Origin of the sequence: Paenibacillus sp. FSL M7-1414, assembly GCF_038003195.1 — a bacterium.
Lineage (GTDB): Bacteria > Bacillota > Bacilli > Paenibacillales > Paenibacillaceae > Paenibacillus > Paenibacillus amylolyticus.
This window is the reverse complement of sequence record NZ_JBBOOS010000001.1, coordinates 6820238-6840238: the sequence shown is the minus strand read 5'-3', so window position 1 is coordinate 6840238 and position 20001 is coordinate 6820238. Positions and strand designations below refer to the sequence as shown.

Below are 20001 nucleotides of genomic sequence, written 5' to 3'. Positions count from 1 at the left end.
TTTAAAATGAAAAGCCTTTGCTGACATTGGGGGTCGGCAAAGGCTTTTTTCTATTTTCATTAAATTCTTAAATTCACGTCGTAATACTTTCGCCCTGTTGGCAGATCGTGGAATCTGAGATGATGGGTTCACCAGAGGTTCGGGTGACAAACTTTGAACTGCTGGCCTTCAGGCTATTGCGATCCTTCCTTCTACAATCATTGGAGATCATAGGGTCGCAGCTCTCCTGAAGATTTTATTTCAGAGAGGAGGCGTCCAGGCTATCACATTCCTTCCTTCTAACCCTAACCTTTCACGTTATATAGGGATGTGGCTTTCCTGGACTCTTTTATCATGAACAATACAATCTATTTGCGCAGAGCAAACAAACTTATTATCGAATCAAACGAAGGGAAGCAACAGTTGCCTAAGACACACCTGGCGACTGCCCTCAAAAATATTGAAGCACTCGGATACACCTTCTCGGATGAGTTAATGCAGGCGATGCGGCAGCTGTCCAAGGAACAATTTGAAACAGTGTATCATCAACTCGTGGCTGATCTAAGAGTCATGGTCGGCGCACATGTGAAGTACACACCGATGTATGCAGGATTCCCAATGCAGGTGATGAAAGCAGATGAGGCCGAGTTATATCTCAATGCGATTATTCATTATCTGACCAACCTGACTGTGGTCTGTCCGGATCAACAATCTCTGGAGCGAATGCCTTTGCTGGAGAAGACGGACTTGAAAGTCATTGGTTTGGGAAACCAGCAAGCATTCCAGACACTCATCCGTCAAATCATTGAAGCAAAAGGTTCCATCTCGGAAACAGACAAGGCGGATATCGACACAGTATTGGAGCATGCAGACCCGGAAGACGTGGATGCGCTATTACCCACTGAGATTCCGTTCAAAGAAAATGTGGGCTTTGTGGTCGCCTCGCTGTTGAAGCATGAAAAAGCGAACGTCGACCGGATCGGTCCGTATTTCAAAACGGCAAGTGATGTCCTGCGTCTGGCTGTTGCCTGGTCCGATGGTGATGTTAGCCTCGCTGCGGCTTCTCCCTTCCGGAAATTCAAACGCCGCGAGAGACGCCTTTTGCTCGGATTATTGGAGCAGTGTGGCTCCATGACGGAGGATATGCTGCGATATAAGGATCGCTGGATTCGCCTTGGCGAAATTCTGCATCCTTCGGAATATAAGCTTCGGTATCCACGATGCGAAGAAGCCTTTGATATTTTGCGTAATAATAAGCCTTATTCGACCTTCAACGGAAGTGTGGAGCTTGCCTTCCAATATCGGAATGTCTGGAGTCTGATTGATCTGTTGTCACAGCGTCCAGGTGAATTTGCGAGAAGACTGGATCACTTGTTGCGGATGACCGAAGATGAAGCGTATGTGCTGCTCGCATTTGGTGAGGTACTGGAGCAAGTATCTACCCCGGTGTTATTGCAGGTGAGACAGCATTTTGCCCACCGTAATGAACCGCAGGATCTGCGTGTCTTCTTCCCGAAAGGCAATGTAGCCAAAGCTTTTGCTGTTCCGAATGAGCTGCCAGAGATCGATGAAGTGACGTGTCAGGATGTCGTACAATTGTGCGAGCAGGCACTGGTAGAACGATTCGCTAACCTTTCCCCGCTTGGGAAGACCTATGTCGATCCACAGCTTCATGATTATCTGGTACCCTTTTCCCAGAGATCAGCGAGCAAGGCTCTGCATACCATCGTTCGTGGAAGTCGTGTGCCGATGGCAGAGGGTGATACCATTCGTTTCTTCAACTGGTGGAAAGAGGGGGACGTGGATGGAAAGTCTACAGGGCGCGTGGACATTGACTTGTCTGCGGTGATGTACGATAAGGACTGGAACTATGTGGAGCATATTTCCTATACGAATCTGCGATCCTCTAACTATAAGGCTGTCCATAGCGGAGATATCGTGACTGCACCTAACGGAGCAAGTGAGTTCATTGATCTGCATATTCCATCCATCGTGGCCTATGGTGGGCGATATGTGGTGGCAACACTGCTTTCGTTTACAAGTCATCCGTATTGTGATCTGCCCGAATGTTTTGTGGGCTGGATGATGAGGAAGAAGCCGGGGTCTGGCGAGATTTTCGAACCGTCTACCGTAGCGAACAAAATCGATATTACCGCGGATACGCAGATTGCGATCCCTGTCATTATGGACCTGGTTGAACGTACCGTCATCTGGACAGACCTGGCGCTGACTAGATATCCGGATTACTACAATAACGTAGAGGGGAATCAAAAAGGTATCGTGCTGATGGGCAAAGCACTAACGACTTTACGCAAACCCGATCTGCACGACTTGTTCATGCTCCACGCCAAAGCTAGAGGAGAACTGGTGGATACAATAGATCAGGCGGATACAATCTATTCGGTCGATCAAGGTATTACACCCTATGATATCGAGCAGATTATGGCGGAGTATCTGGTTTGACCTGTTTGACTTGACTACTGGTGATATGTGAATATCAAAGTTAGAAAAGAGTAGCTGATGCTGCTCTTTTTTTCTGGTTTAAATGCAAAGAGCCTACAGAATGGTGCAGGTAATGTCGGATGCAAAGAGAATGACTTTGCTAAGCTTAAATTAACGTGGGAGGGATGATATGGATACGCTGAGGCGGTTAAATGAAGCCTTGAATTATATTGAGGAGCATCTGATGGATGTCGTGGACATGAAGGAGATTTCCCGGATTGCCTGCTGCTCGGAGTATCATTTTACACGCATGTTCTCTTTTCTTAGTGGTGTAACACTCTCGGAATATATTCGACGCCGTCGCTTGACACTTGCAGCCATGGAGTTAAGCCACAGTGACAGCAAAATCATTGATATTGCGCTGAAGTACGGGTATGCATCGCCGGATTCTTTCACTAGGGCATTTCAAAGCATGCATGGCACTACGCCCTCCGAAGCGCGAAACCATGGCCCATCCCTTAAAGCCTTCCCACGGATGACATTTCAACTGACCATTCAAGGAGGAAGCGAAATGAACTACCGCATTGAAGACAAAGAGGATTTTCGAATCGTGGGTATTCGTAAAAGGGTGCCGATTGTATTCCAAGGGGTAAATCCGGATATCGCTGCGATGTACCAGAGTCTTACAACGGAATTGATTGATACGATCAAGGGGGCATCGAACGTCCAACCTCTGGGCTTAATCAGTGCTTCAGCCCATTTCAGTGAGGGGCGGATGGCGGAACAGGGAGAACTGGATCATTACATTGGCGCAGCTACGACAAAAGATACGCCTGAAGGACTGGAACAGCTTGAGGTTCCTGCTTCAACGTGGGCAGTATTTACCGTCGTGGGTCCGTTTCCAAGCACGCTTCAGGAGGTGTGGGGCCGAATCTACGCGGAGTGGTTTCCTTCATCGGACTATGAGCTGAGTGAGGGTCCGGAAATGTTATGGAACGAGCACAAGGATGTTACTGTAGAGCAATATAGAAGTGAGATATGGATACCTATTCGGAAGAGATGATAATGTCTCTAGCTTGGTATCTGCGGGCGCAGCTTTTTGAAGCTGCGTTTTTTGTTTTCAGAATTTGCTATCGGATATACGAGCCGTTTTCATTGCAAATATATGTAATATAATGGTATTATTTTATTGGAATTGTAAGAATACTTGTATGTAGAAGAGTGATTTAAGAAGGGGGTGGAGATCAGGTTTACATGAAGTGTTGACTCTATTCTATACGCACGAAGACATAACATTCCATTGATTATGGGCAGGCTCACATAGCAGACATATCGATATGAGACGGAAGTGTCAGTTATTATACATTGTAATGTAAGCGCTTTATTAAATGAATTCCAAGGAGGGATTTACTCATGACCAAAAGTATAGTGAGAAAGGCGCTTGGTTTGTTTTTAATTGTCGTTATGATCGCAACAGCTGTTGTATACCCTGCATCTACCGGACACGCGGCAACCATTAATGTGACCGATAACGGCTCCAGAATTGAAGTAAACACCGGATCAGGATTAGTCTATGTGGTGAACAAAACCAATGGCGATATTATCTCAGCCAAAATGAACGGTACGGAGCTGAACAGCAATAGAGGATCACACATCGGTTCAGGTTTGGGTTCCTCCGCCAATGTGACGTGGAATACCTCTCCTTCAGGATCAACCGTGTTAATCACGGTATCCACAAGCACACTGACTCACTATTATGCTTCGCGTGGTGGCGAGAATATCATATACATGGCAACGCATATCACGGCTCAACCTTCGATCGGGGAGCTGCGATACATTTTCCGCGGTAATGGTAGTGTGTTGACAGGTGTTCCGGCGAATTCCAATAATCGAGGTAACTCAGGCGCAATCGAGAGTCAGGATGTATTTGGTTTCGCAAACGGTCAGAGTGCCTCTAAATATTATGGTAATGATCAGGCCAAAGATTTATCGGTTCGTGGAGTTACGGGTAATGGCGTCGGTGTATTTATGGCCTACGGCAATCGGGAAAAAAGCTCTGGTGGTCCATTCTTCCGCGACATCCAGTTCCAAAGTGGAACAGAGACAGAAGTATATAATTATATGAACTCGGGACATGCACAGACGGAGAGTTGGCGCCTGGGTCTGCATGGGCCGTACGCTTGATCTTCACAACGGGAGGTACGCCAAGTGTACCCGACTTCAGTTGGATGTCTGGTCTGAATCTGCAGGGTTGGGTATCCAGTCGGGGGAACGTGGTGCTTAATGGCCTCTCCGGGATGGATACGGGTTATGCATATACAATTGGGTTCGCCAATAGCAATGCCCAGTATTGGGTGGGGGCGTCTTCAAGTGGGGCAGCAGCCAAATACAGCATGCTCCCGGGCACGTACACTATGACAGCTTATAAGGGAGAACTAGCCGTATATACGGAAACGGTTAATGTCACGGCAGGACAAACGACGACATTGAATACACGTACGATCAACAATGACCCAAGCAAAGCCTCTAACATCTGGCGAATCGGTAACTGGGATGGTACACCACGGGAGTTCCTGAATGGACAGACAATTCCGATTCGTCACCCATCCGATAGTCGGAATCCAAGCTGGGGACCTGTCACCTATGCTACCGGTAGCGCGACCAATCGATTCCCGGCAATCCAGTTCCGTGGTCAGAATTCTCCAACCACAATAACGTTTAATTTGAATGCATCTCAAGCGGCATCTTCTCATACGCTCAACATCGGTATTACCGCAGCTTACAATAATGGCAGACCTAGCGTAACGGTTAATGGACATGCATTAACTAATCCTGCCGCATCTTCACAGCCCAATTCTCGTAGTTTCACCATTGGTACGTATCGTGGCAACAACACAACCTTTAGCTGGAATGTTCCAGCATCCTACTTCGTGAATGGTTCCAATACCATCACAATTACGCCGATCAGTGGTTCCAGTGACTTGGGGAACTGGTTAAGTGCAGGTTGGGTCTACGATTGTGTTGAGTTGCTGAATTGATTTAAGAATTCAATATAGTGGAAGGAATAAAGGAGGTAGCCTGCCTGGTTTTCTTAACCGGGTTCAGGTTACCTCTTTTAGCTTTGTCATCCGAAATGGAAAGATATCGATTCATGATATCCCTAAGGATCTTGCTTTGCTGGAGATGGTGATCCGGATAGTGGTATAATTTTCAATACGTAATCATGAGTGAATGAACGGGGAGGAAAAGAGAATGAGAGACGATCTGTTGGTTCAATTGCAAGAGTGGCATGAAGAAGATGAATTTCAGGAAATTGTAGATGCAATTCAAGCAATTCCTGTGGAAGAAAGGGATTATGAGCTGGTTAACCATTTGGGACGAGCGCTAAATAACCTGGAACGGTATGAAGAAGCGGTTGAACAATTCCTGACGGTTGCCAAAGAGGGCACAGGCGACCCGCTTTGGCATTATCGGATTGGACTGGCTTATTATTATCTGGAGCAATATGCGCATGCGCTGCAGGCATTTGAAAGAGCGGATGAATTGGACCCCGAGGATGAAGATACGCTGGAGTTTCTGGGATGGATTCGAAGCAAAATGGAGGAGCCGTCTGAACCTGAAGTTGAAACGGATTCAGAGACTGTTGAAGAATTCCGCGTACCCGTTGACGTTGTAGCGACCTTTGAAGCGGTTCCCAGACCGGAATCCGGCGAATTCTGGAACGATAGTGAGCAGGCACTGGAGCACTATGTGTCCAATCCTCCAAGTGAGGGTCTCATTGACTCTGTGGAGGAGCAATTGGTGTTCCGACTTCCGGCTTCCTACATTGAGATGATGAAGCTACATAACGGTGGTATTCCGTACAATCGTTATTTCCCTGTGGCGAACACAGATACGGGAGCTACGGATTATGTTGAAATTGAAGGCATTCTGGGTATTGGCCGTGAGAAGCCTCGCACGCTAGCGGGTATACAAGGCAGCTGGAATTTGATTGAACGTGAAGGTTATCCGGAGATTGGTGTGGTCATCGCGGTATCTCCTTCGGAGTCGGGGGTTGTCATGCTTGATTATCGTTCATTCGGTAATGATGGAGAACCTGAGGTCGTTTATGTGAAGAGGGAGAATCCCAAAGAGATCATTCCGCTGGCACCGAACTTTGAGACGTTTATCCAAGGGCTGATGACACCAGAAGTCTAAAAAACTCGACAGAGACTCATTAAACTGTTGTGTGGAAGGGAGACAGAAGGTGATATGGAGGAACCGCTCAAAGTATATAACACCGCAGTTGAAGCTTTTCTTGAAGTAATTGGGGGAAAGTGGAAGCCTGTTATTCTATTCCATCTTACCTTTGGCAAGAAACGTAATGGTGAGCTGATGAAACTGATCCCCGCGATCACCCAGAAAGTGTTGACTCAGCAACTTGGTGAACTAACGGAGGCCGGGGTTATTGCCCGTATTTCACATCACCAGGTTCCTCCTAAAGTGGAGTATGAGTTAACAGAGTATGGATGGAGTCTTAAAGAGATTCTTCATCTGATGTGTAGGTGGGGCGATATACACGTGGAGAATGTATATGGTGATCGAGGGAAAATTCTGTTTAAGCCGCCAACTACTGACCGTTGAGGGACTTATATAAGCCGATTCTGCAATTCAGGAATCGGCTTATTTTGCATTTTATCTACTTTACGGAAGGATCTTGCGATCACGTAGATTTCTGAAAATATCCATAAACATAGCCTCCGTGTCAATGAATTCATGAAATCCGAAGCGGCGAGCTTTGGAACCATCTGCGAAGAAATCGTAATCCCACGAGAAGACAAAGTCACCAAATGCCCAGGAAGAGACATCCTCATATGGGGTGTTTACCAAATCATATTTTTCAATCATGGAATTCCAAAGATTTTCTTTATCTGCCATCACTTTTGCAAGTGAGAGGGGGAGTGGAGGTGCAGTTTCCAATTCGAAAAATGCAGCGATTCTGGGCCATAGCTCGTTCCAGCGAAACAGATCGCCATTGGTGATATTAAATGCCTGATTGGCACATCGCGGATCGGTTGCTGCCCATACGGTTGCATGAGCCAGCAATGTTGCATCAGTCATTTCAAGAAGCGATTGATACGCTCCTGGTTTCCCGGGAAATCGTAATGGCAAGCCAAGCTCCTTGGAGATAGACGCATACACGCCAATAACCATGGCAAGGTTCATTGGATTACCCAGGGCAAATCCACATACAACAGAAGGGCGCAGGGCTGACCAGGTCCAGCTGCTTCCGGGTTGTCGATCCTCGAGAAACTGTTGCTGATCGACATTGAATTCAGGGGGCATATGATATGCGTCTGTTTCTTTGGCAGGTGTTTTGAATGGCCCCAGATGTGCACCGTACACTTTATACCCTTGCATTAGGCTAATATGTTGGAGATTTGGAGCGATCGGTTCGATGGTATTCACCACATTGACCAGCATGGCCAGGTTGGGCTGTACCAATTCGGCCCAAGTTGGGCGATCCTGATACGCGGCGTAGAAAATATGCGTAACCGTCGTTAAATGACTTAGTTTGTCTTGTGTGTCTGCTTCGTTCAGTAAATCAGCTGATATATAACGTAATCCAGGGGCATCTTCCCCTCCGCGGCGAGATACACCAATCACATTCCACTCGGGAAGTGTCATGAGATAATCAATAAGGTTTCTTCCAATGACACCTCCAGCACCAATGACAAGTGCGGTGTAACGGGTAACGGATTGTTCGGGTTTCAATGGACATGCTCCTCTCTTCTTCTGTTCATATTGTGGGTCAGAAAAAGAAGGATGAGAAGTACGCACTTCAAAGTCATATACGTACTTTGAAGTAATATATGAGCCTGGTACAGGATATGAGCGTTATAATTGCACTTCAATGGATGTTACTTGCCTATAACCACAAGAAGCTGTAAAAGGAACAACCGTCCTTTCACAGCTTAGATGTGTCTGTATATTCGTTCAATAGATCTGTCGTAAATATGGTTTACGCCGGATATCCGCCACCTGAAGGCGGCCATGCGCCGTAGAAGCGACGCAGCAGAACAATCTCACCCAGATGGTACGAGTTATGGGATGCGATATTGCGCAGAAGTCCTGCTTTAGTTTCACCCGGGAAATAGAGCAGTGGATCATCTAATTGTACATTTTCGGCAATGGCTACGGCTTGATCAACTCCATCCAAGAATGCCTGAATATCTGCCTTCCACGTGGCTTCGTCCTGTGGACCCTTCTCCTCAGGCCAGCTCTCACTCACGTTAGCAGGGAGCTGTGGTTTGCGTCCTTCCAAGTGATCGAGCATGAATTTCTGCCAATAATGCATGTGCTTCACCAACTGATAAATTGTATATGGCATGGCATCGTGCGTACGAGCAGCAAGTGTGACATCGATATCGGGCAGAGCACGAGCGATACGGATATGACCGCGTTCCCCCACTAATGATTTGACAAGGGCTTGCCCAAAGCTTTGATTAACATCTGACATATGGTACCTTCCTCTCTTCCAAGACTGGATCTGATAACCTGTCTTCTATTTAGTATTATACAATTAAATTGCTAAAAATTAAAAATGGATAACCAAGAACCCTAAATACTTAAAATGCCTATGATATAATAGTGAAAATAAATCTCAAGACCTCAGGGTCGAGGAGGAAGCTCCTGTGAAAGTGATATTGGTTGACGACGAACGTCTAGCGTTGATAGGCCTTCAAAAATCACTAGAAAAAGAAGTAAGCGGCATTGAAATTATCGCTACATATATGAATCCAACAGAGGCTGTGGCAGGTATTGTGGAACACCGTCCTGATGTTGTATTTCTGGATATTCATATGCCGGAGATGGATGGTATGGATCTGGGAAGACAGATTCAGGCGGCAACACCGGGTATCGAAATTATATTTGTGACCAGTTACGATCAATATGCGGTGCATGCTTTCGAACTACAGGCTTTGGACTATGTGATGAAGCCCATCCAAAAGGATCGATTGAAGCAGACAGTGAGCCGAGTCCGGGAGAAACTGAGCGTAAAACGGGAGCAGCGGTCAAAGGATACAAATGTACCTTTAATTTTATGTTTTAATCAGATTCAGTTTAAGCTTCCAGGAAAGGATATTCAGGTTGCCAAATGGCGTACAAGCAAGGCGCAGGAGCTGTTTGCATACTTGCTTCACCACCGGAACCAGGTTATCCATCGCAGTGTTCTGCTGGAGCTTCTGTGGCCGGGAATGGAAGAGGAGAAGACGGCACACCAACTTTACACTGCGATGTATCATGTCCGCCAAACCCTGAAAACTTGCAACATGGATATGATCACGATTCAGAGTGGACACCTGGAGGCAGGCTATCGACTCGAACTGGGTGAGGCTCAGTTGGATAGTGAGCAGTGGGAACGGGAAATCAGGCAATGGAAAGTCGTAGACGCAAGTACGGTTCATGCCTATGAGCAAGCGCTTCATCTATATAAGGGTACCTATCTTGGCAATTATGAATACATGTGGGCTGAACCTGAGCGGGAAAGATTACGCTATCTGTGGCTGTATCATATGAGACAACTAAGTCTGTATTACCAGCAGCATGGGCTGGCGGAAAAAGTGGTCGAGAGTACACAACGTATCCAGCATATGCTTCCGGATGAGGAAGAAAGTTATTTTATTCTAATGAAGTTATATGATGAAATGCACAACGATCTCGGTGTGGAGGAGCAGTATCGTCTCTTAACCACCAGAATGGAGCAAGATTTGGAGATACCGATCAGTGAAGAGGTTCGCGAATGGTACAGGGACTGGAAGCTCGGTTTGATCAAGTCAGGGCAACGTAACCAATGAATGTACGACATACAAATCCCGTAAGACGTTTCAAGTACGTTCTGATCCTGTCGATCATTTTAGTGGCATTGGTCGGCATGCGCTGGGTCTGGTCGCAGTTCTTCCCTGCCTTGGACAATCATCAAGCTGTGAATGGTGTAGTTGATTTGCGAGGTGTTGATCTGGAACAAGTGCCAGTAATGTATCTGAACGGAGAATGGGAACTATATTCGAATGAATTACTGACCAGGAAGGATATTGTGGATGAGGGACGAGCACATGCGGCGGATGTGGTCCAGGTTCCGGGAGATTGGAAGGCTGAGAACCCAGATCAGGAGAGTTCACTTGGATATGCCACATATCGATTGCGTGTGCTGACTGATCCGCTCCAGGTCCCTGTCACCTTTTGGTTCAGAAACATCCGAAGTTCATCTGAAATTGAAATCAATGGCAATGTCGTGGGCGGAATGGGGAAGGTGTCGGAGGATGCGGATACCTATGAACCAAGAAGTACCTCTTATACGGCATCCTATGAAGATGAAGGCGCAACAGAGATTGAATTACTCATTCGTGTAGCCAATTATGATAGCCCGTATATCGGCGGGATTGGCAAACCCGTTCGCTTCGGTTCCCAGGCGGCGGTTGATTACGCACGTTGGTATTCCATCGGTTTTCAAATGGCCATTTTTCTCGTTTTATTACTTCATGGCATGTATGCCTGTATTCTGTTTGTGTTCAACCCCCAGGAGCGGGCCTTGCTCGTCGCAGCTATATTAACCCTATCTGTGGGCATTGTGGTTATGGTAGGTCATGATAACATTCTGATGTTATGGCTCCCTATTAACTATACATGGGGGATCAAGCTTCGTCTGATCTGTCTGCTGCTGCAAAATGCTTGTATTCTGCTGTTGTTCCAGAGATTGACCTTGATACATACACGAACAAAGATCCTTCAATTAGGCATTGTCACGACAATAGCTTATATTGCTGTTATTCTGGCGGCGCCAATTCACGTTGTCTATGCCATGGTTTATTATTCTTTTATCGACGTGTTCTTTCTCGTCTCTTCTCTCTGGTTCCTGTACATTGTAGGTGTCATGCTCTTTAGGAAACAGGCTGATCGAGATATGGTTTTCCTACTCCTGACCGCTGGAGGCATTATATCCAACATGTTGTGGAGTACAAGTGAGACATCGAAAGATGTGACAACCGTCTATTATCCCATTGATATCATCTTTGCCATTACCGGCTTCTCCGCCTATTGGTTCAAGAAATACTTCAGGAATGCCAAGGAGAATATGAAGCTGAATACAGAGCTGCAGAAGGGCGACAAAATTAAAGATCAGTTCTTGGCGAATACATCACATGAACTGCGGACTCCACTGCACGGGATCATTAACATCGCTCACAACGTGGTCACCCGAGAGAAAAACAGGCTGGATGAACGGAGCCTGGAGGATATGGAGTTGCTGATTACGATCGGTCGCCGGATGTCGCATCTCCTTGGTGATCTACTGGATGTAGTCCGGCTGAAGGAGCACCGCATTGTGTTACGTCAGGAGCCTCTTTCCATACAGTCGGTTGTGCCTGGCATTATCGCCATGCTGCAATTCATGGCAGAACGAAAACCAGTCCGCCTTCATATGGAGATTCCGGAATCGTTCCCACTGGTTATTGCTGATGAAGAAAGGCTCGTTCAGATTTTGTATAACCTGCTGCATAACGCGCTTAAACATACAGAGGAAGGAACGATCTCCGTAAGTGCCGACATTCGCGAAGGACATGCTCTGATTCATGTGACGGATACGGGTATTGGCATGGATGAGGACACGCGGATGCGCATTTTCCTTCCGTATGAACAAGGGTCGTATGGCATCAGCGATGGACAAGGCATCGGACTTGGACTGAACATCTGCAAAGAGCTCGTAGAACTGCACGGGGGGACACTTACGGTTCACTCGGAACTCGGAAAGGGCTCGGTATTCAGTTTCAATCTGCCGCTCGCGAATGAATCCACCCATCAGGCTCAGTCACAACTTCCCCTGATATGGGAACAGGCCGCGGAGATGATGGAAGATGCACCTAACGGATTCCTGTTACCCCGCCCAGATATGGGGGACGCGGAAGCCTTGGCGACAGCAGAGATGGCTCCGTTGTTAAAAGAGGGGAAAGCCACCGTTCTGGCTGTCGATGATGATCCGGTGAATCTGGATGTGCTGGTCAGCATTCTTTCGACGGAACCATATGATATAACTACAGCAGGTTCGGGTCAGGAAGCGATGGAACTGCTCGGCACACGCCAGTGGGATCTGCTCATTACGGATGTGATGATGCCCAATATGTCCGGATATGAGTTAACCCAGAAGGTGAGGGAACAATTCTCGATGTCTGAGCTTCCGGTGTTATTGTTGACTGCGCGAAGCCAGCCACCGGATATATATACCGGTTTTGCATCGGGGGCAAATGATTATGTCACGAAGCCTGTAGATGCGTTGGAGCTGAAATATCGAATACGTGCATTGACCATGTTAAATCAGTCCATCCAGGAGCGCTTACGCATGGAAGCTGCTTATTTGCAGGCTCAGATCCAGCCCCACTTCCTGTTCAATACGCTGAATTCACTTATGGTTTTAAGTGATATTGATACAGAGCATATGCGGAAGCTTGGGGAAGCTTTTTCATCCTATTTACGGATCAGCTTCAACTATCTCAATACAGGGGAACTGGTGAAATTATCATACGAGCTGGAGCTCGTGGAAGCTTATCTTTTTATTGAAAAAACACGATTTGAAGATCGATTGTCGGTGGTATTAAACGTAGAGCCCGACCTTCCGTTACTTCTACCGCCGCTATCGATTCAACCCTTGATCGAAAATGCCGTCAGACACGGGTTATTAAGCCGAAATGTGGGTGGGACAGTATGCCTGTCCATTACTCGCCATGAGGGTTATACCCGTATTGAAGTGAAGGATAATGGCAAAGGAATGGAACCGGAGAAGGTTGCAGAGCTGTTACATGCTACGCCAGGTGGAAAAGGTGGAATAGGCATTGTGAATACAAACCGCAGATTGTTGCAACGGTATGGTCAGGGATTATCAATCGTAAGTGAGCCGGGTGAGGGCACGATGGTATCATTTGATATTCCGGACGAGATATAAGGAAAAGGCCGCAGAAGTGAAGACTTCCGGCCTTTTTGTGTTGATTGCATGTTCATTCCCTAATTTTAATTATTTCTAATGCATCTTTCATATGTTAGTATATTTAACATTAGAAGCGCGGTTTCCGGCATTGCGCGCTAAACGTTGTTATAGTGGGTGAAAAGATCGATGCGCAATTGGGTCAAAAATGAGAATGTACAGATGACGGCCATTGCCTTTGCCACTGCGGTAGGGGCGCAATTCAAGATAAATCCGTTCCGGGAAGATTACTTCCGAATCGGGCTGGGGGTTAGCATCCTTTTATTTCTGCTGATGATCATGCCACACTTGTCTTATGTGAAGACAGGAATCCTGACAGGCATCGCAAGTTTCCTGTTTCAGTCGGCAGATCTCATCAATCATGTACAGACCGTGTCCATTCTGGAAAGCATGCGGGACAACCTGGGAGCAGGCGTGTATTATGTGGTCTTTGCCTATGGGCTTAGCAGGTTCAAGCATCGATTCCATGAGATGCAGCCTCTTCTGCTCGGCGGGTTAATCACATGTATCGATTTCTCCTCTAATCTTGTTGAGCTTCTTCTTCGCGGAATGTTAAGCGGGACCAATATCTTTTATATGAAGGAATGGTTGTATCTGCTTGTGGTAGGCGGTCTGCGAAGTTACTTTGTGATTGGGCTCTATAACAGCTTTGCGGTGAGGCAGATGCGGCTTTTACATGCAGAACAGGAGAAGCGGATGGAGCAGATGCTGAGTGTGAACTCGGGTCTGTATGGCGAGGTTTTTTACCTCAAGAAAGCGATGAATACGATCGAAGGCATTACGGCAGACAGCTATGATCTATATCGCGATCTCCGAGAGCACGACATGAATCAATACAGTCAGCGCACGCTGGGCATCGCTCAGCAGATTCATGAAGTGAAGAAGGATTCACAACGCATTCTCGCGGGTCTGCTGAAGCTGTATGATAACGAAAAAGCGGTTAACATGAGCTTATCCGAAGTGCTGAACTTTGCCAGTAAAGCAAACCGAAAATATAGTGAGATGCTGCATAAGCAGGTCGAGATCGACATCGAGCAACAGTATGATTGTGAGTCTCCGTATTACATTCCTCTTCTAACGGTAATGAATAACCTGATTGCCAATGCGGTAGAGGCGATTGAGCGTGACGGGACGATCCGAATTCGTGTGTATGAGCAGGAAGATGACGTGCATTTCGTCGTGATGGATACTGGAAAAGGCGTACCTGAAGCCAAACGGGATGTTATCTTCGAACCGGGCTATACAACAAAGTTCAATGAAGTCGGCATTGCCGCGACGGGCATTGGCCTGTCCCATGTACGTGATATCGTTCAGTCGTTGGCGGGACAAATTAAGGTAGAGTCGGCGCCTCAAGGAGAGACAGGGACAACATTCGCTATAACTATTCCCAAAATGAATCTAATCAAGGGGGCCGATGTCGATGACACTTTCTATCATGATCGTGGATGATGATGTAGTGAGCCGGAGTATGCTGCATGATATCATTGAATCCTGTGGAATCGGCGAGCTTGCGGGTATGGCGGAGGGTGGCATAGAAGGAGCACGGATGATCATGGATCTGCGTCCCGATGTGGTGCTGATTGATCTGCTGATGCCGGATCAGGACGGAATTGAAACGGTGGCGAAGCTGAAGCAGAGCGGATATACCGGGAAATTTATCATGATCTCTCAGGTGGAGAACAAGGAGATGGTAGGAGCGGCCTACCAGAACGGCATTGAATTCTTCATTCATAAACCGATTAATCGGGTGGAAGTGGAGCATGTGCTCAGCAAAGTGAATGAACAGTGGAAGTACGAACGTTACGTGCTGGAGATCAAGCAGTCGATGGCTCGATTGAATCTGGTGGAAGCGCCGGCCCCTGCTCAAGGTCGTACGGTGCGAGATGCGGCAAGAAGCATTCTGATGGATCTGGGGATCATCGGAGAAAGTGGAAGCAAGGATATTGTGGCCCTTATGGAGTATGCAATTGACCAGAAGCAGGTCGCGGAGTGGCCGCCGCTGAAGGAGTCGTATGAAGCGGTGGCCAAGACGTACAAGTCTACGCCCAAGGACGTGGAGAAAGAGAGCAAGGCGATGGAACAACGCATTCGCAGAACGGTAATTGCCGCACTGACCAACATGGCTTCGATTGGACTCACCGATTATAGCAACCACAAGTTTGAGCATTATGCGCCACTCTACTTTGACTTCCAGGATGTTCGAATGAAGATGAGAGCCATGGAAGAAGATCAGACAGGTGACAAAGGCAAGGTTAATATCAAAAAGTTCCTGCTTGTGTTCTATATGGAGACGCTTGAAAAGATGAATAATTGAGGCATCATATGCCTCTGTCTGTTGGAGGATATGAAAACCCGGGAAGGTGACCATCGGCGGTGTCGAGGTCACCTTCACCAAAGACGGGCAAGCTGAAGGGGGTATTATTTTAATCCAGAATTACTTCTTTATCTGGTTGTTCAAGAAATTCGAACATGATTTTAATTTGTTCCAGCGTATTTCTTTCCAATGATAATTCAGGTAAAGCGTCGATAGCAAAAAAATCAACTGCGCTGGTTTCTACACCTGTTTCCGCATGCCCTCCCACAATGTCACAGCGGATAAACATCTTATATACGTGATAAGGCTCAGGTGGGTGTCCATGGAATTTTTTGTCCAATACTGCTAACAACCGCATCGGTACAACATCAAAACCGGATTCTTCTTTAATTTCTTTCACAGCTACTTCTGATGGTGATAGGCCGATGTCACTCCATCCCCCTGGTAATGCCCATGCCCCATCTAATTTCTCTCGAACCAAAAGCACTTTGTTTTCCCTGAAAACAACACCGCGAATATCGACTTTAGGCGTTGCGTAACCTGAATCACTTGCAAATGTAAGTGATATTTTCTCTTTGTTAACAGAAGTATAGTTGCTTAAGATATCAATACTAATGCGCCTCAATTCCTCGTATCGCTCGATATCATAAACATCCTTGGCATAGGTTAAACCTGTTTGTGAGATAGCTTGAATCTGTTTTGCCCATTCTAGCCACTTTGTGTCCATGGACTCCTCTTTTCTTCGCAAGTCACGAGATTTAGTTTAGTTAGGAAATAACCCCATTATATCATATGAATTACAGTCTATAACTACTAAGAAAGGACAACTCAAATTTAGGGAATCACACTAATGATTAAACGCACTCTACAAATATTGCTTTTTAATATAGAACTGCGAGATATTATAAAGAAACGATGTCCAGAAGAGGAGAAAGTGAAATGAACATAACTATTGATCAACAAGGCAATTCCAAGGTCGCCATTATTGAAAGTGATGGCATCGTCATCAACAATGCTCAAGATGCACTGGATTTGATGGCTTCGGTAAGGTATAGCGATGATGCCGATAAGCTCATTATCGACAAATCGAACATCACGGAAGAGTTCTTCGAACTGAAAACCAAGCTTGCAGGCGACATTTTGCAGAAATACGTGAACTATCATGTTAAGCTTGCTATTGTGGGAGATTTCGAAGGACATAACAGCAAGAGCCTGAGAGATTTCATCTATGAGTGCAACAATGGCAAGCATGTTTTCTTTTTGAAAAACAAAGAGGAAGCGCTTCAAAAGTTGCATAATATCAGTTAAGCGTACATCCGAGGCATGTAGAGAGCCTGCTTATAATTTGAGCCAAACGTAGGAGGTTTGCACCGTGATATCTAATGAGAATTCAAAGGTATATGCTCTGCCTGAGATCGGAAATCTTAAAGTGCATGGCAGAATAACTGGAGAGTTGTCGCCGTTGACGTTATTTTGGACGGGGAGTGCAGTCGAACTCAATGTACAGGGCTCCGAACTATGGGTTGAAGTAGAGTCGCAGTATGACATGTATGAGTCATGGATCAGCATTCTGATCAACGGTGTTCCGGTGAGCAGACAGATGTTAATGGCGGGAAGGTACTGGGTCTGTGTATTCCGAGGTATGAACGCAGATGTGGTGAAGAATGTACGGATCGTCAAAGATGTTCAAGCGATGAGTGGTGACCCGGGTTGTGCCTTGCAGATTCATGCGTTGAAATCGGATGGAGCGTTCCTGCCTGTGCAGGAAAAACCGTACAAGATCGAGTTCATTGGTGACAGTATTACATCTGGAGAAGGTGCGATTGGAGCTAAAGCGGAGGAAGATTGGATTCCGATGTGGTTTAGCGCCATACATAATTATACGTTTATGACAGCAGAGGCATTGAATGCAGAATACCGGGTCATCTCGCAAAGTGGCTGGGGTGTGCTGACAAGTTGGGATAATAATCCAAAGGGGAACATCCCCGAGTATTACGAACAGGTCTGTGGCTTGCTTACTGGTGAGCGTAACGAAGCGCTCGGTGCAGGAGATCAGCATGATTTTGGTTCGTGGCGGCCGGATGTGGTGGTCGTGAACCTGGGCAGCAATGATGGGGGTGCATTTCAGTCACCGGAGTGGAAAGACCCCGACACGGGCAAGGTGTACAAGCAGCGTTTGAACGAAGATGGTACGTATCATGAAGAAGATCTGACCGCTTTTGAGAAAGCGGTGGAGCAGTTCCTGTTCAAACTTCGGAAAAACAATCCGGATGCACAACTCGTATGGGCTTATGGCATGCTTGGTTTTCCCATGATGCCTGCCATCTACCGCGCGGTTGATGCGTATACAAAGGGGACAGGAGATCGTAAGGTCTCAATCATCCAGCTTCCTGATACAACCGAAGAGACGGTAGGGGCGCGTACCCATCCTGGCGATTTATCTCATCGTAGGACGGCAGAGGTGTTAGCGGAATATGTACGAGGATTGATAGGATAACTTGATACTTGATACTTGATACTTGATACTTGATACTTGATACATGGTAATGGAAAGACCACTCTTTCATGAACGGGTACCCCAGTGGTTAGATGGTGTCTAACTTGATGAGGTTCCTTCATCATAAGAATGGTCTTTTTCCCTTCTACTTATCTAGACATTCGAAAGTGTGTCCGCTGGGCCGCTGTTCTGTACCTCATAACGAATCGAAATGATCTGTCCCAGCGTCTGGGTTCGGACCATTTTGAATTGACTTGGCACAGTGCCTGTCGGGAATAAGGGGATGCCTTCGCCAAGAATCTTGGGAATGATAGCGACTTCAATCTCATCCAATAATTTTTTTGCTAACACAGCTTGAACCAATATGCCGCCACCCACAATCCACACGTCTCCATCAGAAGTTTGTTTTAACCGGGGAATGAGTGTCTCTACCGCCTCAGTTGTAAACTGTACATGCGGAGCGGGCGGCTGTTCCGAGCGGGAAAGCACATATGTTGGCCGATCTGCATAGGGGAAATCTTCGGAAAGTGTGAGCACCTCTTCATACGTATAACGTCCCATAACAACGCTACCGATCGTTTCATAAAAGGCAGCATACCCGTTGTCTCCACCATCACCCTCCACATCAAATAACCAATCGACCGAACCATCCAGTCTTGCGATATATCCATCCAAACTCATAGCAATGTACAAAATTGTTTTGTTATCAGACATGTTCATCGCTCCCTTCTACAATGTATGATACACTTTAACTATGACAAAAGTTGACGTAGTTAGGATGTTGAATACATGAATCATCGAAAACTGGCTATCATGCGCCTGATGGATTCCAGACAAAAGTTCACTGCCCGGGAACTGGCAGAACGGTTCGACGTATCGGTTCGTACGATTCAGCGTGACCTGGATGCATTGCAGGCGCTGGGTTTTCCTTTGTACACAGAAGTTGGCGTGAACGGTGGATACCGGGTGTTGCCCAATCGGATTTTGCCACCTCTTCAACTGACACAGCAGGAGGCATTAGGGCTATTTATGATGCTGGAATATCTACAGCAAGTCCCGGATTTTCCATATGGATCCATGCGTGAACATCTGGCTGAGCAGTATTTCTCTACTTTGCCCGAAGACGTACAGGATCTGATTATGCAAATGAGAGAGCATATCACCTTTGTCCAGCACCCCGGTGGGCATTCCGAGCCTTTAACAACCGAGATATTGAGTGCAGCGGTAGAAAAGAGAGAAATCGAATTTATGTATCATGCCCGCGGTGGGCATAAAAAAGTCCAGGTCTTTCCCTATGGCATCTACTATGAGCAGGGACATTGGTACATGCCAGCCCGAAATAAGGACCGCGTGTTATTGTATCGGGTGGATCGCATGCAGCAGTTGACGGTTATGGAATCGGTGGATGAATCTGTTCCGAGTCTGAAGGCATGGCTAGATGCCAAAGAAGATAGAGCAAGCGTAGAAGTGGTGCTGCAATTCACGGAATTTGGAGCAAGGGTTGCTGCGTCAGATGTGTTGTTCAAGTCGGTTGAAGGCCATGAGTGGCGCGGACTGATTCCGCCTGAAGAGTTCTCTTTTACAGCACGAAAGTTACTCTCCTATGGGCCGGAAGTGAAGGTGGTGTCTCCGCTCGAACTACAGCAGCAGGTTAGAGGGATGCTGGAACGGAGTTTAAGCCAGTATGGTGGGGGATAAGAGCTTTCAAACGCTGGATATTAGGGTATCAAGGAAGAGATAAGAAAGGTGTGTAGA

17 protein-coding genes are annotated in these 20001 nt (G+C 46.7%); 13 read left to right on the top strand and 4 right to left on the bottom strand.

The window, feature by feature from the left end:
* The first annotated feature begins 333 nt into the window (after positions 1-333).
* The 6 genes from MHH92_RS29830 (at position 334) to MHH92_RS29805 (ending at position 7044) form a co-directional block, all read left to right on the top strand.
* Positions 334-2442 carry a TerD family protein gene (locus MHH92_RS29830; protein WP_253504497.1) on the top strand — a complete coding sequence of 703 codons (2109 nt, stop codon included), beginning with the start codon at positions 334-336 and terminating at the stop codon, positions 2440-2442.
* 169 nt (positions 2443-2611) lie between these two features.
* A complete protein-coding gene (locus MHH92_RS29825; protein WP_340907551.1) occupies positions 2612-3484 on the top strand; it encodes an AraC family transcriptional regulator in 873 nt (290 codons plus the stop codon).
* 350 nt (positions 3485-3834) lie between these two features.
* Complete coding sequence (locus MHH92_RS29820; RefSeq protein WP_340907550.1) at positions 3835-4605, top strand: rhamnogalacturonan lyase B N-terminal domain-containing protein; 771 nt, start codon at positions 3835-3837, stop codon at positions 4603-4605.
* Positions 4602-5459, top strand: coding sequence for a polysaccharide lyase family protein (locus MHH92_RS29815; protein ID WP_340907549.1), 858 nt, complete (start codon positions 4602-4604; stop codon positions 5457-5459). Before MHH92_RS29820 ends, MHH92_RS29815 begins: the two co-directional genes overlap by 4 nt.
* A gap of 214 nt (positions 5460-5673) precedes the next feature.
* Positions 5674-6618: an SMI1/KNR4 family protein gene (locus tag MHH92_RS29810; protein ID WP_340907547.1), complete on the top strand. Its 945-nt coding sequence runs from the start codon at positions 5674-5676 to the stop codon at positions 6616-6618.
* A 54-nt stretch (positions 6619-6672) separates the two neighbouring features.
* Positions 6673-7044: a winged helix-turn-helix transcriptional regulator gene (locus MHH92_RS29805; RefSeq protein ID WP_340907546.1), complete on the top strand. Its 372-nt coding sequence runs from the start codon at positions 6673-6675 to the stop codon at positions 7042-7044.
* Positions 7045-7104: 60 nt separating this feature from the next.
* On the opposite strand, the gene MHH92_RS29800 is transcribed toward MHH92_RS29805, so the two are convergent.
* Together MHH92_RS29800 and MHH92_RS29795 are read right to left on the bottom strand one after the other, a co-directional pair.
* Positions 7105-8175 carry an SDR family oxidoreductase gene (locus MHH92_RS29800; protein ID WP_340907545.1) on the bottom strand — a complete coding sequence of 357 codons (1071 nt, stop codon included), beginning with the start codon at positions 8173-8175 and terminating at the stop codon, positions 7105-7107.
* A gap of 247 nt (positions 8176-8422) precedes the next feature.
* Positions 8423-8920 carry a DinB family protein gene (locus tag MHH92_RS29795; RefSeq protein WP_340907544.1) on the bottom strand — a complete coding sequence of 166 codons (498 nt, stop codon included), beginning with the start codon at positions 8918-8920 and terminating at the stop codon, positions 8423-8425.
* Positions 8921-9095: 175 nt separating this feature from the next.
* Here MHH92_RS29795 and MHH92_RS29790 point away from each other — a divergent pair, with 175 nt between their 5' ends.
* The 4 genes from MHH92_RS29790 to MHH92_RS29775 all read left to right on the top strand — a co-directional run bounded on the left by MHH92_RS29790 (position 9096) and on the right by MHH92_RS29775 (position 15749).
* A complete protein-coding gene (locus MHH92_RS29790) occupies positions 9096-10259 on the top strand; it encodes a response regulator (protein ID WP_339787661.1) in 1164 nt (387 codons plus the stop codon).
* Complete coding sequence (locus tag MHH92_RS29785; RefSeq protein WP_340907543.1) at positions 10256-13396, top strand: hybrid sensor histidine kinase/response regulator; 3141 nt, start codon at positions 10256-10258, stop codon at positions 13394-13396. Before MHH92_RS29790 ends, MHH92_RS29785 begins: the two co-directional genes overlap by 4 nt.
* A 168-nt stretch (positions 13397-13564) precedes the next feature.
* On the top strand, positions 13565-14884 hold the full coding sequence (locus MHH92_RS29780; protein ID WP_340907542.1) for an ATP-binding protein: 1320 nt from the start codon (positions 13565-13567) through the stop codon (positions 14882-14884).
* Positions 14856-15749 carry a response regulator gene (locus MHH92_RS29775; RefSeq protein WP_340907541.1) on the top strand — a complete coding sequence of 298 codons (894 nt, stop codon included), beginning with the start codon at positions 14856-14858 and terminating at the stop codon, positions 15747-15749. Before MHH92_RS29780 ends, MHH92_RS29775 begins: the two co-directional genes overlap by 29 nt.
* 109 nt (positions 15750-15858) lie before the next feature.
* Here MHH92_RS29775 and MHH92_RS29770 read toward each other — a convergent pair whose 3' ends face one another.
* On the bottom strand, positions 15859-16476 hold the full coding sequence (locus MHH92_RS29770) for an NUDIX hydrolase (protein WP_076252058.1): 618 nt from the start codon (positions 16474-16476) through the stop codon (positions 15859-15861).
* Between the two features lie 212 nt (positions 16477-16688).
* Between MHH92_RS29770 and MHH92_RS29765 the strand changes: the two genes are divergently transcribed.
* Complete coding sequence (locus tag MHH92_RS29765; RefSeq protein WP_340907540.1) at positions 16689-17057, top strand: DUF4180 domain-containing protein; 369 nt, start codon at positions 16689-16691, stop codon at positions 17055-17057.
* 64 nt (positions 17058-17121) lie between these two features.
* Positions 17122-18246 carry an SGNH/GDSL hydrolase family protein gene (locus MHH92_RS29760; RefSeq protein WP_340907539.1) on the top strand — a complete coding sequence of 375 codons (1125 nt, stop codon included), beginning with the start codon at positions 17122-17124 and terminating at the stop codon, positions 18244-18246.
* A 153-nt stretch (positions 18247-18399) separates the two neighbouring features.
* On the opposite strand, the gene MHH92_RS29755 is transcribed toward MHH92_RS29760, so the two are convergent.
* Entirely contained in the window at positions 18400-18966 is a 567-nt protein-coding gene (locus MHH92_RS29755) for a dihydrofolate reductase family protein (protein WP_340907538.1), read from the bottom strand.
* A gap of 69 nt (positions 18967-19035) precedes the next feature.
* On the opposite strand from MHH92_RS29755, the gene MHH92_RS29750 reads away from it, so the two are divergent.
* Positions 19036-19944, top strand: a complete 909-nt coding sequence (locus MHH92_RS29750; RefSeq protein WP_340907537.1) for a helix-turn-helix transcriptional regulator — start codon at positions 19036-19038, stop codon at positions 19942-19944.
* The last annotated feature ends 57 nt before the right edge of the window (positions 19945-20001 follow it).